At 51.1% G+C, this 14,428-nt stretch carries 9 protein-coding genes and 1 pseudogene; 2 read left to right on the top strand and 8 right to left on the bottom strand.

Features of this window, described 5'->3' with window-relative positions; translation table 11 throughout:
• Window positions 1–188: 188 nt before the first annotated feature.
• The 7 genes and pseudogenes from Poly51_RS08440 to Poly51_RS08415 form a co-directional block, all read right to left on the bottom strand.
• Window positions 189–1,688, bottom strand: coding sequence for a hypothetical protein (locus Poly51_RS08440; protein WP_146456261.1), 1,500 nt, complete (start codon window positions 1,686–1,688; stop codon window positions 189–191).
• Window positions 1,685–3,994, bottom strand: coding sequence for a hypothetical protein (locus Poly51_RS08435; protein ID WP_146456259.1), 2,310 nt, complete (start codon window positions 3,992–3,994; stop codon window positions 1,685–1,687). Before Poly51_RS08435 ends, Poly51_RS08440 begins: the two co-directional genes overlap by 4 nt.
• A gap of 402 nt (window positions 3,995–4,396) precedes the next feature.
• Window positions 4,397–5,770, bottom strand: coding sequence for a hypothetical protein (locus tag Poly51_RS08430; RefSeq protein ID WP_146456257.1), 1,374 nt, complete (start codon window positions 5,768–5,770; stop codon window positions 4,397–4,399).
• Window positions 5,771–5,854: 84 nt separating this feature from the next.
• Window positions 5,855–6,646: a hypothetical protein gene (locus Poly51_RS31200; RefSeq protein WP_246114349.1), complete on the bottom strand. Its 792-nt coding sequence runs from the start codon at window positions 6,644–6,646 to the stop codon at window positions 5,855–5,857.
• Window positions 6,647–6,955: 309 nt separating this feature from the next.
• Window positions 6,956–7,159: pseudogene (locus Poly51_RS31750) on the bottom strand (MBL fold metallo-hydrolase); the annotation flags it as partial.
• The gene (locus tag Poly51_RS08420; protein WP_146456253.1) at window positions 7,156–9,207 is read right to left on the bottom strand and encodes a S8 family serine peptidase; all 2,052 of its coding nucleotides are present in this window, start codon (window positions 9,205–9,207) and stop codon (window positions 7,156–7,158) included. The gene Poly51_RS08420 and the pseudogene Poly51_RS31750, both read right to left, overlap by 4 nt.
• Before the next feature lie 55 nt (window positions 9,208–9,262).
• Window positions 9,263–10,456 (bottom strand): hypothetical protein, encoded by a 1,194-nt coding sequence (locus Poly51_RS08415; RefSeq protein WP_146456251.1) that lies wholly within the window; start codon window positions 10,454–10,456, stop codon window positions 9,263–9,265.
• Window positions 10,457–10,696: 240 nt separating this feature from the next.
• Between Poly51_RS08415 and Poly51_RS08410 the strand changes: the two genes are divergently transcribed.
• Both Poly51_RS08410 and Poly51_RS08405 read left to right on the top strand, forming a co-directional pair.
• Window positions 10,697–11,464 (top strand): hypothetical protein, encoded by a 768-nt coding sequence (locus tag Poly51_RS08410; protein ID WP_146456249.1) that lies wholly within the window; start codon window positions 10,697–10,699, stop codon window positions 11,462–11,464.
• Window positions 11,427–13,766 (top strand): protein kinase family protein, encoded by a 2,340-nt coding sequence (locus Poly51_RS08405; protein WP_146456247.1) that lies wholly within the window; start codon window positions 11,427–11,429, stop codon window positions 13,764–13,766. Before Poly51_RS08410 ends, Poly51_RS08405 begins: the two co-directional genes overlap by 38 nt.
• 154 nt (window positions 13,767–13,920) lie before the next feature.
• Here the strand turns inward: Poly51_RS08405 and Poly51_RS08400 are convergent, their stop codons facing one another.
• Complete coding sequence (locus Poly51_RS08400; protein WP_146456245.1) at window positions 13,921–14,292, bottom strand: hypothetical protein; 372 nt, start codon at window positions 14,290–14,292, stop codon at window positions 13,921–13,923.
• Between the last annotated feature and the right edge of the window lie 136 nt (window positions 14,293–14,428).

Genomic DNA, 14,428 nt, shown 5'->3' with positions numbered 1-14,428 from the left:
ATTGGGGCAAGGCTTCGAGCACTTCGGCACTCCTCTACGAAGAAGACTCACCACCCTCGACGATCTTTCACGCAATTGCACGAATTTCATGGAAATTCAAAAAAACCGAGGAAACCGAGGTTTGTAGGCGAACATGCGAATTTTCTTCGATCATTCGTCAACCGTCTCAAGCAATACGCAGAGCAAAGCTACCGAGAGTAATCTGACGGATTAACTAAGTTGCCGTTCATCACGAACATGAATACGTATGATGGAAATGCTGGATCGTCATCACCATGCGTCTTGACTTTCTCTAAGAGAATGTCATTGCGAATGTCTCCGGGCGGTTGGACCTTTTCGGTGAGATCGAGCACGAGTAGGACACTTGTTTGCTTCGCTTCAACACCGGCATACTGCACCGGCTGCTTCGTGTACTTTTTCTTCAGGTGGTTCCGGTCACCATTTTTCTTTTCGACCTTCAGCTCGACAGTCACGTCACGGAACTTGATGTCCGTTTCACCGCCAGCCTGGTCGGTCGCCTCATGCACCTCCTGCCCCATTTCGGGTTGCATCCGTAGGTCACGTAAGACCTGTGTTTGAAACTCGCTTTCCCTCACGTCCTGCCTGCCCTTGTAGATAGCTTCTTGTGCATAGGCCGCCAACAACCGCGTCAAACCCTGGAGCACGACAAGAAGATTTGACAACTCGTCCTGTACTGAAGGATGTTCTGTCACAAGACGCGTGACCAACTCTGAGATGTGCTGATCGAGACTCCGATTGCCAGTCATCAGTGGATTCATCGCGGCATCGACAACCCTCAAACGCAGTTCATCGTGCCCGATGACGGAGGTTTCGCGAAGTTCGCCGTCTATGGTCACGAAGGCTGCACGCACTCGGAAGACCAGATCTTCCATTAACGAACTCTGCGACGAGTTGAACTTGAGTTGGCCTTGCAATTCTGCGTTCAATGCTTGACCTTCTGTCACTTCTGGCGGATCAGCCAGGAATTCTGAAACAGCAAATTCACTCCCAGGGACGGTTGTCAAAAGGTCTATCCTGAGTCGAACGGCATTGTCCGGCCATGCCCGCCCCCGAACTCGGAAGACAACCGAGTACATCACTTGGGGTTTGATAATCTGGGGGCTGGCCACGGCAGCTTTATCCAGGAATGCGATGACTCTCAGCAATGGAGTCGTGGCAGGGGCCGCAGATTTCGACTCTCCGCTTGTGGATTCAAACGACTGCGGATTCTTCGTTGCCGAGTAGACGGTTGGGAGGGGAAGTGCAAGCAGAAGCTCGACTAAGTCATCCTCATCAATGTCAATAGACGCCTGTAGTCTCGATTTCGCGTGCGTCAGACTTGCTGTATTCGGGATGCGGGACTTGGACAGATTTCGCGTGAAGACCCGATTCAAGACTTCAATTTGCTTCGTGATGACAGGTAGCTCGTCTGAGCCATCTTTTGCAGCCTGAGTGCATTTGTGGATCGCCAGTAGCAATCGCAATGCGTCCGTCGCGAGGCCCCACGCATCGGAGGATCTACTATTGCGCTCGCCATCGGCTACCGTCTCGAACCTCTCAACCATCCCCTTGAACTGGCCGGAATCTATCTTCTCGATCAAATAGTCACTTGTAATGATCGAACGCATTTCACGAAGCACGGACATAGAGGCTTCTGCATTCGTCAGGCTGTAGGAATGACTTTTCATCGGACAACCTTCATCCGTGAAAATTCCTCTGCCGCAGCGTCGCAGTCGTCAACCGCGAGATGCTTGTTACCGTTTGCTACGTGCAACAGGTTCTCTATTAACCCTCGCAAGCCTTCGTTTCTCGGCTCATCAGCGATGTTCTCGAACGCAGTAGCGAGTACCCTTGCTTCCGAGTCATGCAAGCCCGCGTTCGCGAAAACAGCCGCGAAGTGAATCGAATCCCAGGGATCGCGCTGCGCGAGTTCTTGAGCGGCTTGCAGGAGATCTGATTTGCAGGCGACCACGTCACCTTCGCCCAATTCGTTTAGCCATTCAAACCCCTGCGCACGGCGGCGATCCTGGCTGTAGCGATCACGACCGTAGCATGCCAAAAAAATTGAAACGAATTTGGCAACTCGATTGGACATGGAACCATCCGGCCTAAAACGTCGGACGATTTGCTCGACAACCTTCGCGTCGTATAGCCTCTCACCTATTGGGATAACGGTCTCCAATTGCCGTACCGCAAACGGCTCAAGCCAAGATCGTCCGGCAATCAGCGACAGCATCGTCTCACAGATCTCGGCGACTTGGTGCGGTTTGTTGGCATAGGCACGTAGATGCCCAGGCAGAATCTGAGCGACTTCGATTGCTTGCTGATCATTGAACCAACTTGAGTTCCGTCTCACCGCTTGCAGCGCTGCTTGATGAACAACTTGCAAGCTATCCTTCAGGTGAACCGTGATGACATCGACGAGGTTGCTGGGAGGTTTTGAGTTTGAGTAAGAAAATGCCGCGACGACTGATTCAATCGCAGCCGCTCGTACCGTACCAGAGGAATAGTCCATGAGGCCTTTCATCAGGTATGGCAGAGTCTTTGACCGAAGCAAGAAATCTTTCCCGATCTGACCAAGGAAGTGAAAACAGGCTGCTTTGAATGAATTGCTGACTACCGGGAAAACTTGGGCTAGGCATCCAGATATTGAATCGAACGATTCTCCAGGCATTTCTTCACAGAGTTCCCCGATTGCTGATCGCAACCTCGATTTGAAGAAGTGCCAATCTTGAGCCGCTGAGTAATTTTTTAGAGCACGTTGCTGCGCGTTCTCCGGTGGTTCATCCGGTAAGGCGATTGGCTTTAGCGGATCTGGAGGGTTTGTTTCGTCACAGATCATCGCGAAATAACCGAGTAGCAGATCAAAATGCTTGTAAGCTTCGCTGGCGAAGTTGTTACATGCGATCTCAAGTGCTTCCAGCACTTCAACCCGAATCGACAAGTCTAGCGTGGAATCTTGGACCCAACTGATGATACGTTTCAAAGCGATGGTCTTCGCCGCTATCGAGTGTTTGTCAGGTCCTGAAGCTTCCTGATCGTCGCTCAGAAAGAGTCCTCGATAGACCTGCACGATATCTTCACAGACGGCTGGACGCTGCGATTCCATACATTCGCAGAGCACGCTGTCCACCGATTCCGGACGATGGCGAAAAGCGGATTCCAGGATTTGAGTGATGATGCTCGACGGTCTATCTTGACCGTCGCGTTCTTGTCGTTGCAGGGCACCTACAAGAGCGTTTAGTAGTTCGATGGCGATTTCGGGCCGTTGCGCCTGGATGGATTGGATCGCGCCGCAAACATTGCGGCGACGCGTGTCGTTGTCGACATCTAGTGCAGCAATTGCCAGTTCTACGAACCGTGCGGGGCGTTCGTCTAAACATCGAATCATCACTTTCGTTGACCATGAATAGTCGGCGTGGTCGTGATAGACGGCTAGGAAATGATGGTTTTGTGAATTCAATAGGTTCTTGATCGCCTTGCCGCTAAGTGGACACGAATCGTCTCCAGACGATTTCAAGAGAATCTCACTTGATCGCTCAACCTGCCTATGTTGCTCGATGTTGAGAGTAGCCATCTGGACAAAGCGATCCGACATTGAATCGACGTGCTTGGCCAGCTCGGAAGCAATAGGCAAAAACTGTTCTGCAAAGTCGTCCATGCCCGAAAGATCAACTACCAATTCGACCGCTGGTGTCGGGAACAAATCGCTAGCGATTTCCGCAGATTCTGCGAGGCGTTCTAGCGGCTCGTCTTGAGCGGCGACTCCGCTATCGAGTACGGTTTCGAGGTAGGAGAGAATCTGTCTCGACTTCGCGTCGGTCTCGGCACGGATCTTTGTGGTTTGTTCTCGGAACTTGGTCTTAAGACGCTCAATCTCTTCCGCATGGCGACGATTCTCTTCGCCTTGCTTGTCTTTCTGCTCTTGGAATTTTTGGATTTGACTTTCGCCGAACGTTGTGTCGCCGTTCGGTGTGTGATAACTGCAATTCACGCAATGCTCGACAAGAAATCGAGAACATGACCAGCTTAGATGCATTCCCTCACTTTCTCCTCCTGAGATTTTGGGGCATCCAACCCGAAATGAAGCGATCGGGAGGCCAGTCGTCTCCGCGTACATTCCGAAGCTTGTACGTTTCATTTCAAAGTGCGAGCACCACTTTGACATGCCTTCGAGCCAACGTTGGTTTTCCTGACCAATTTGGATCAGGTGATCGAGACGCTCTTCCTCTGATTCGTCGTGCCGTTTCATTTCAACAATCGCTACTGAACTGGATTTGATGCAGGTTCTGCATCATAGCATTGAGAACTGAATCCAGTCGTTGCCACGAAACAACTCAAGTAGCCAAAGGTTTGAAACTAGACGCAGGGCGAGTTCTGTGAGCGTCGAATCTGACTATGGAAACTCTGCCTCAACAATTTGTAAGAGGTCCGCAACAATATCGCTTTGCAATTCGTCGGTCATCAAGTGGCCGTAGCGGACTTCTCCTGCGAGATGCCGACGCTGTTCAAGGTGCGCGACTCGCTCGGCAACCGTTGTGTCCCAGAGCCACTTTGTTACGGATTCACGGTACTCGTTCAACGTGCGATAGGCGGGGTACGCGTATTGATTGTTTACGAAATGCTGTTCGAGCTTCGGATGATCGTCAATTAAGTCGTTTATCATTCGCAAGACAATGAATGCCGAAATGTCGTCCCCTCCGGCACCAAAGTTCCGGTCAATGTCCCATTCGTGCGGCTCGAAATCACTGTTCAGATCATTCTTGCCTAACGCGACATACAGATCGTCGTAGGTATCCAGTCCAAACAGCAACAATGCCTTGTCGCTATGGTGGTTACCAAGGTGTTCGTAACTTCCGTTCGCGAATTCCTGATCGACAAAGGCACGTAGCTTTTCTTTTGCCTGCGTCACGCGCACACGGTAGATAGGTGAAACCGATTCCAAAAAATCAGGTTGATCCAAGAATAGGTACGCAAGCACAAGCTTTGTCTTGTTCGGATTCCGCGACATCGTGGACCAGATGCTTTCGACATGCCTGGCTGAGATCGCATCGTTGGGAAGATCAGGGCTTGGCACATCTCGATATGCTGGAATATCAAAGTGTTCGTTCTCCTGCCAGCTTCGTTTCGGCACACCATCCGGAGTTCGCCAGTCGAGTAGCTTCAGTCTTTGATTGCCACCCCGTGGATTCAATGCCTCCGTTAGCCTGCGAGCTTGCCGTTCGGTTAGCCTCTGACCTGCGTTATCCGCAAAGACGCCTGGCCAGACCGGGTAGTCTCCCCAAATCGGCCGGCTGTTCGGTCCATGGCAACCAGTGCATGACTCGTTCGATGGCAGCTTCTGACGGTAATCAACGTTCGCCCGCTCGCTAAGCTGACTGAGTCCATCCGGGAATCGCACGAGATCGAGTCGCCATGTTTTGTCATCCTGAAACTCCAACATCTCGACATCGTTGTAGGCGCGACTCTTGTGGTTTGTCGCAATCGTCATAAAGAACCGACCGTCCGGCAGGAACATGATGATGCGTGGGAAAAGCGCGGAGGAAGGCCGTTGCCGTGACCGCGAGTGTTCGACAAGAGTAAACGTTTTCCGCATCACAGGAGGCAACACAGCCATGAGATCTTCGACGCTACGAACGTCATTCTGAATTACATAAGACTGCACCTCGTCGATGGTCATTTGATCGACCGTCAACTGCGATTTTACGTCCGCGCCAACGGTGACACAGGCCAAGACTGTGGGCAGCAATGCTACGAAGGCTCGATTCATCGTTTCTACTCTGTTGGTAACGTGATTGTTGCTATGGGCGGTTAAGCATGGACGCAAACCGTCGGTGAAACCCTTGCGGAGATGCTACAGGTCGATTGAAAACGAACTTCCTTTCAAGAAGAAGCTCTTGAGCTTGGTCGGATTTCTCGACTCAGCAGTCTGTAGGATCTTTTCAACTTTCTTCATGTGGGGTTCATAGTTGGGCTTGGCAACATCGGATGAGCAATTGAACCAAAGCTTGAACGGATTGTCCGTTTCCGGATTCGTGCTCCGTTGGCTCGAACGTCCGATTCTTGAATCCAATACTGCATCGACAACGGCTGGCTCTGGATTACCACTAGCTCCATTTCCGCAGAAAACGTAGTGGTCAGCTGTTACTCGTTTGCCAAAGTCGTGGTGCCAATTGTGCTCGCTGCCATGATGCTGAACTTTCAGAATATCAACGTGCAGCCCTTCGCCTTCCGCAACGATTCCCGTCGACTCAAGTCCATCGAGTATGTCCTGCCAATGACCATCGCCGGTGAGAAGCACGCTCTTACCGTCTTCTTCCAGGTAAAACATAAGTGATGCGAGATTTGGTAATGACACATCATTCCGATCTCCAAGATGAGACGCTTGTGCGAGTAGCACACTGAGCGTCTCATCGACTGCTGACGCATGAAGCCGATCTTCGTCTCGCGTCTGGTCGCGGCGAATCTTTGCAATAGCACGCTGTCCTTTCCTTGAGCGCAGCCAGTCGTTCCATTCGTCGCGAAGCTTGTCGAGTTCCTCGGAGAAGGGCCCGATCACGGTGAAGTTCATGCCGCCAACCTTGATCGCCTCTGGCGGGTCCGTAACGAACATCAGACCGTGGTTGAATTCAGGATTTACGGGCACTCCCAGTTGCCGTGTCCCGAGTCGTCGCGACAACTTGACCGCCTCCGCCTTCGAGTGCGCGATTTCTGCATAGTTCGCCGCAGCTTCTCTCGCGAAGTCTTTTGGGATCAGCGTAAGAGCCCGAGCCTGTGCCGCTAACATGTCTTCGATTTCGTCAGCGTTCTTACCGACCTGATCGTGGAACGCATTATTCCAAACCTGTTTGAACTCGGGAGGCCGCAACGACTGGGGCTTTCTGGCACGAGTGTTTCCCGATTTTTTCTGAAAATCGAAAGTCTTCCATGCTACGAGGTCATCAGCCATCTTCAAGATGCCGGCGATATGGTCCTGGTCGATATGAGAGACATAGACAACGTCGATCGATTCCCCGTCTTTCTCAATTCGGCTCAATGATGGCGCGACGTGATCAGAGAACGAACCTCGCATTCCACCATCCGCCAGAACTCGTTTTCCGTCTGCCCCCGTGATGAGCAAACAGTCTCCCTTATCTGATTGAAACACTTGGATTTTCATGTCAAGTCCTCCACATCGGCCAGTTGTCGAACTTCCTCAGTGCATGCCAGCGGGTCAATCACTCCAAAACCGGCGTCATCGCGCCAACTGAAATCGTTGTTGGGCAACGGACGACCAGTTCTCTGTAGGATTCCCCGAATTTGTGACGCGGTAAGAAGTGGGTTTTCGGCGAGCATTAGCCCCGCGACGCCACAAACGAAGGGGCTCGCCATACTTGTGCCCGTCATTCCGATCCACTCTTCGTCGTCGTCAAAGTTAAATCCAAACGCGGCGACGATGTCGGTTCCTGACGCCGCTATGTCAGGCTTTAATCGTCCGTCGCGAGTTGGCCCTTGGCTGCTTGAGATGTTGATTCGCTGACGCGCTTCGTCCAAATTCGCAACGGATAGTACCTGCTCACCACAACCCAATGAACTGACTGAGGAGTTATCGACATTGGAAACTTCGTCGAAGAATGAGGGAAACCTCCAGGCAGTGGCTTGCCCAATTGGGCCGATCTTCCGTGGGTCGTCTCGTTCAATCCATCCATGGTAGTGTCCGTCACGAACGTCGAGGCCATGAAGCCGAATCCGCCACCTTCCCGGTGTGATTCCCACGATCTCTCCCGTTCCGAAGAATGGCGTCAAATAGACGCCGATGTAGTTCGCACCGTTGGCTGGATAATAAATCTCGTTGTAGATGCTCAGCATTGTTTTGTCGGACAGTTGTCTGTTTTCGATGAACTGGCCTGGTTCGATAGGGCCAATCCAATCGCCTCCTGGCGGCAGTACGGAAACAGCGAAACGATCTGACGGACCGTACCAAATTTCGAGTTCATTCTCTGAAACATCAATTGCGCCGTTTCCTACAACGATCCAATCGATGTCATTCACCAGACCCTTTGCAGCAATGCGACCGCTGGTGTGGATGCGACCCATCACGTAGCCAACATCATCAGGTTCCTCCGCAGATTCTTGACCTGCGTTTCCTGCGGCGACGGTCACACATCTACCAGCGGACGCGAGTGCGTGCTCAAGCCACCGCGAGACGGCGCTTGATCCATCGTGTGCATGGCCATTCGTTCCCAGCGAGATATTGATGCTTACTGGCAAATGGTCAAGATTTTGATCCTTTTTGATTTCCTCACTCAATTGCAGGATGTAGTCAACAGCATGAGCAATGCGAGTTGAATCGTAGAACGACTTCCTTCGGTCTTGATCCGATTTGGGGAGGTCGATCAACACACCGGCGAGAAAGGCATCACGGCAAACGCCCCGATTGCCAGCCGCGATACTTGCTACATGTGTTCCATGCGAGGCATGCTGCATGCTGGACTGAGGCTCCAAGATTGTGCTGGCGATACCTTCTGTCTCACTCGCATCAATGGCAGCATCCATTTGCTCCTTTGTTATCTCAGAACCAAAGTCAAATCCTTTAGGGTTCGGACGATTATCGCCGCCCTGATCCCAGATTCGTAGAAATCGCGTGCCACCGTCGTCATCCAGAAAATCGGAATGAGCAAAATCGAACCCTCCCACATCGATGACCCCAATTAGGACATTCTTGCCTCCGTTTCTGCCGAACTTGCGAGAAGACAATTTGGGTGCGGAAACCGTTCCTGTTGAAATCTGAGGATGTGGGTGCTTCAGTGCCTCGCCCAGTTCAATGCGGACAACACACTCGCGCTCGGCGAGCTCTGGGAGTTCCGATACAGGCACTTCGAGCATCGCCAGTCGACCTCGCTCTCCCGTGACGGAGTTCGTTGGCATGGGAGAACCGTTTGACGACTCTTGCTCAATAAAGACACTCACTCGCACGTCATCTTCGAGCTGAGCCTGCTTGCCGCGTTCAAGCGGATTGGTTGCATCGCGTGCCGAAATTGCACAAGTCGATATCTGTTGATTCGGTGCTTCCACAAAGCTCTTGAAGTCAAATTTCGCCGTCATTTGCAAAGCAGGTTCAAAATCAGCTCGTACTTCATTTACCTTGGAACTGCCGTTTGCGATCATTCTCAATTTCGGATTGATCTTTCGGAATCCGCTTCCAAGAAGCGGCTTGCTCTTAGCCATGACTCACCTGCGAAAGTATGAAGACGACGTGCTGTGTTCGTTCCAAGTAGAATCGTTAGTCGCCCCGGCTGACTGGAAAGTACTTTTGTCCATCAATTATCATCGGCTCGTCAAACTGCTCCCTGTTCTTTTCAAGCTCTAGAACACGTTTAGAAGACGCCGCAATGTTGTTCGCTACTTGAGCCTGCTCTAGTGCATTCGCCAATGCCGCAAAATCGGCGTTCTTGGATTGCTTTTGATTGAGAATTCCAAAGGCGATTTGCAAGGAATAGTCCGTGCTTATTGCCCCAGTGTCGAACGGTTCGCCGGCGGGAACGTTTCGGAACCAGCGAAGACGTTCAGTCTCCGATGCACTACTCGGAAACGTCATCGGGGATGACGTAGGGATTTGAGCGGTAGCGTGACACGATAGGCATGATGAAATTGGGTTGTCGACCGGTCCGTTCATTCGACCCGCGTAGCCATAGTGTTGGAGAGTGACGTTCGGGTTCAACCAAGTTTCGACGAGAGGCGTTCCAGCAACGGACGCAGGAGTCGCTGTTGGGTCATTTCCCCACTGTAATCCAACGGGACGCATCTTCTCAAATCCGTTGTTTCCGCTGTGATCGTTGCTATAGACAAATGTCCCAAAGACCCAGCCAGTCGTGTCATCGGCGCGGCTGTCTCGGATCGCAACATCAATTTGAAGAAGCTTCATCATTCGAGGCTCCCGCTCTGAAGTGCTTAAGTTCTTCTTCACGTTTGCCTCCCACTCAAACGCATTCTCCAGAAACGGCACTTCGTCAACGGTTGCTGCCGTAAAAAGCAGTTTCGCAGTTACCGTTCCAACGGGAAACAAAGCGTTGGTCGCATCGGGGTTGTCAGGGTCGTTCCAAACCTGCCCAATCGTGTATCCACCCAGTGCGTTGTAGAACCCAACTGCCCAGTTTTGAAATCGCGAGTCTTGCGTTGGTGCCAGTTCATGCGGACGCGATGTTCGTTCTTGCGTCAGGCCATGAATAAACTCTCTTCCCCGCGGCCCCCAGTGCATCCAAGGCGCGTGATACCATTTACGCACCGCGTTGTCTTGGATGCGCCAATCTACAGCAGTGTTTCCTGCGACGACGTAGCCCAGTACGGCGTCCAAGTAGTCACCGGGTTCAGTCTTAAAATCGATGTCGTTCCATGGATATTCTTCGGGCGACGGCAAGGATGTCGGATAGTCCTGGCTCAGCTCGAAGACAGGTCCGGTCCAGCCTTCAGGTGGCAATTCATGCGCATTAGGGAATTGTGCTCTTGATTGCCTACCGAACAGACCGAAAGAGATCACCAAAATCGGGATCAAAATCAAGTGTCGCATTAGATGCCCCCACACCGAGTAGTTTTTGATTTCGGATGCTCGCAGGCACCCCACTACTCCACTAAGATAGCGTTCCCCGACGCAGGATACCACCTGTTGGCGGGATACAGGATTCTCACCGTATTGTTGCACTAAAACCCAAAATCCCGAATGCCGCTAGAACAAACTTTGAAGGGCGTCTATCGCGTTGGGAAATTTGCTTCGGCCTTTTATCCTCCATCCGCCCTTGCACTTGCACTCGGGGAATTGGCCTTTGAGCTTGCATCAGACCAAGCCAATTTGCGCGATAACCAGACTGCCGACAGTTATCAGGAAGAGTTGCGTCTATTGCTTGAGCAACTCAAAAAAAGCGTGGGGCCATCACCTCCGCTTTCGTCAGCGACCTGCGACATCGATGTCAATTCCGAACCTGATGTGAGCCAGGCTGAACTTGACTTAGTTGGGCTTGTATCGGGAGCGGTTCTCGCGATTAAGAAACTACACCTCTCGGGACCAGCGTTTGAAAAGCAGTTGATCGACGCTCCATTGATATTGGGAAGAATTGGCTTCGTGCACAGCAATACAATCCAGCGAGATTTGGTAACGTTAGATCGGCACCAAGCTCTTTCTTCCATTTCTCCGCTCAAAATAGAGAAAACCGACAAAGGATTCAAGTTTGGTGGAGATGCTTTCTTTGTAAATCAAGGTAGCCGAACGCTGCCTCGCGGCACGTTGGGTGAAATCACTCCCAAGCGAAACGAAACCAAAATCGTTCTTGAACGAGATGGCAGCGATGTCGTGCTTAATGTGAAGCAGTTGACTCGCGTCGAATCCAACTCCTCCCCCGGAATTCGAGTCGACGAATTCCCCTGTGCTCGGTTTCGCTTCTCTCCTAATAACTTTGATTTGTATCTCGCTTATTCTCAAGATGGTCAATAGAAGCATGAAGACATTTCCGTTGAAGTTAGTTCAGAAGCAAAAGAATGAAGCAACTGCGGATGGCGAACATGTGTTGCTTGAGATACATGTCCCTCTTGTCGATGGTGCGCCGTGTACGCTTGGAAGCGGTCGCTATGCGAGAGTGGTTTTTGCTCAGGACGCACCCGAGAACCCCAATAACTACTATGCGATAAAATTTCTAAAACGTGACACGGATAGTATCGAGCATTCGCGCATGTCTCGACGACGGTTCTTCGAGGAAATTCGGCGCACAAGTATGATCTCGACCTATGGCCGGGATGACTTTGTTTCCTGGATTGGATTTGGTTACCTAGCTTTCTCTGCTTTGGGCAAGGACGATCGCGAACCGGAGGAAGTGTCGTTTGCTGGCAAGTTTGGGCATGACTGTGAAGTATTGGCAGAAGCGACCAAAGAGTTTTCCGGTAGCCTTGATGAGACGATCAAGCAAGAGCTACAAGGCCCGTTCTATGTGATGGAGCTTGAATACTTAACGCTCGACGATCTGCTTCGGCTTCCACTTGCTGTTCACAGTCATGCGGCAATTCGATATGTGCCAGGGCTACTGAAGCAGTTACGAACCACTGCGGTTGACCATCGGGACGATTTGAAGCTAATAACCAAAGAGCTGTTCAATAATGCTAAGCCAATGCATGAGATCGCAAGCGACTGGGCTGACCAAACGGGAATGTCGCTTCTCAACGAAATTGGCAAGAAGGATGCAGGTCTGCGAAATCAAGCGATCTTGCAGTTATTTCAGTCACTCTTGGCGTGCGTTGGTAGACTGCATAGCACGGAAGATCCGACGATCGAAAAATCCTATTTAGCGCATAGGGACTTGAAGCCAGCAAACTTTCTGATGGACTGGAATTCGGCGTTTCCATTCTCAGCGACCGTCAAGTTGGCTGACCTAGGATTTGCGGCTGACCATAGTTCCGTCCGCGATCAGTGTTTTACAGCGAAGTCCGGGTTCAGGGAGCCGAGTGCGCTTGCACCGGGAACCTATCAGTTTCGCGCTCCTGAGCAAGTCACTCCCGGTCTTGAGATTTCGTTTACGGCGAAGAGCCCAAAGGAGTTGCACGTGCTGCACACTCCAGATTTCGCCATTCGAGAAGGAGACCGATTTATTTCGTCGGAAGTTGTGCATGCGAATCACGATAAGAAGCACAGCGCTCAAGAAACATTCGTTGCCCGGATCGAAAACGTCGCTGTTAAATCAGGGGCGACAGTCGTCCAATTGAACCATCCGTGTACAGTCAGAAATGAAGATCAAACCTATTACCAAGGATTTGTAGTTCGGGAGACAGGGCATCACACCGATATCTTTGCACTCGGATGCATTTTGTACTTCCTGGCGTCTGGCGGAAAAAACCCGGAAAATTTCTATGCACGATGCATCGAATCAGCGGAGTTCTCAGGTGGATCGATCAATACGCAAATCTCATCGGTCTTTGAGTCCTGCTTGAATCTCACACTCGCGATTTGTGTCGATGATCCGGAAAAGATCGAAACTGAACTCGCAGAACAAATCGTACACCTGAATCAAAAACGCGATCCATCGAAAGAGACCGAACTGGCAAGGCAATCGTCGTCGAACCACAAAACCACGAAATCGGTTTCCGGCGAATCAAATGCAACTGCAGAAAGTAGTGACCACCTAGACGCCATCGATCCAGAGTTTCTCAAACAATTCTACAGTGATGCAGGGGATCAGAGTAAATGGTGGTCACGTGTCTTTGGCGATGGTGCAAGCGCTGACGATAAAGGATTCATTTCAAATTTCTGTCAAAGCCAGCGACAAAACCCGGCAACGCAGTTTTACTGCCGAGACAAAAACCAAGATCCGATTCCTTTCTCGATACTTTTCATTGTCGTGCGGATGATGCTCCGTGACGCAAAATACTCGTACGTAGCGACGGCTCAGGAAAAAGGATCGTTTCTCGACGTTCCACTTCACGAGACTCTTACGAAGGAAGTTCGGAAGGATGTTTCACGCGTGTTGGCTGCCAAAGACGGAATCTGCCGAGGACAGCTTCACTCTTCAAATATGACCGCATCAGATTTGTTCGTACTTTTACGAATACTGATGCATCCGTTCCCACCGCTTTCCAACGCAGCAGTCGATGAAGCTAGCGTTGCGTTGGATTCACAGAGCGCCGAAGTGGTCGAAGAAGCTGCCGTAAAGACTGACGATGAACCGAACGAACGAGTCGATGACGGTGAGCTTGTTTCAAAGCCTAGCACAGCAAAGAAAAAGTCAGCTAAACGTAAAACGACTAAGTGAGCTATCGGTTAGAAGCGAATTGGCATCACAGCAATGCTTTTGTACTCTGCGGAGCTTGAATCAGACGCGACGGCCAGATTGATCGCCGCCCATGTGTGAATTGCTGCTCAGCTCACACATTGGGTATAGGTCACAAGCTCACAAACGAACGATTTCATTTGCCACAAGTAACGCAGTCAAGCACGGTCGAAATCTCGATAGCAGTCTTGTCGATTTCCTCGATTGAAAAGTGCGGTTTGATTTCGTGAACCCGAGCAATGAGTTCGTCCTTTTCTCGCCTGCGATCATTGTCGCAGAGGGCAAATACCAATGTTGAAATCAGTTCAAGTCGCGAGGCTGATTCATCGCCAAACTGCTCGATAACCCAGTCGATCCCTTCTTCGCAATCTTGAGAAATATCGGATAGAGAGATTTCATCGCCATGGAAATCCTCACTCGCTTCAAATTCGTAGCCGTAGCCCAATTGATAGGTGACAAGCTCGGACTTCAGCCAACCGTTTGATTCTGCGCTTCGGGCATCGGCCAAGACTTGCTCGTCGTAAGGGCCATAGTTGTAAAGGCGAAAACGGTAGCCTAGCGGGATTCCACGAATTGTCTGAAGCAGATACGCAAACTTCATCAGCGCTGTACGGCCTGGCGGTTTCGGCGCACGCTTCACCAAA

The sequence above is a fragment of the Rubripirellula tenax genome (assembly GCF_007860125.1).
GTDB classification, from domain to species: domain Bacteria; phylum Planctomycetota; class Planctomycetia; order Pirellulales; family Pirellulaceae; genus Rubripirellula; species Rubripirellula tenax.
This window is presented reverse-complemented; position numbering and strand designations above follow the sequence as displayed.

Bases quoted from the DNA above. Each gene is read 5' to 3' on its own strand.
- Poly51_RS08440 (WP_146456261.1), bottom strand. From the start codon at position 1,688: ATGAAAAGTCATTCCTACAGCCTGACGAATGCAGAAGCCTCTATGTCC.
- Poly51_RS08430 (WP_146456257.1), bottom strand. From the start codon at position 5,770: ATGAATCGAGCCTTCGTAGCATTGCTGCCCACAGTCTTGGCCTGTGTC.
- Poly51_RS08420 (WP_146456253.1), bottom strand. From the start codon at position 9,207: ATGGCTAAGAGCAAGCCGCTTCTTGGAAGCGGATTCCGAAAGATCAAT.
- Poly51_RS08410 (WP_146456249.1), top strand. From the start codon at position 10,697: ATGCCGCTAGAACAAACTTTGAAGGGCGTCTATCGCGTTGGGAAATTT.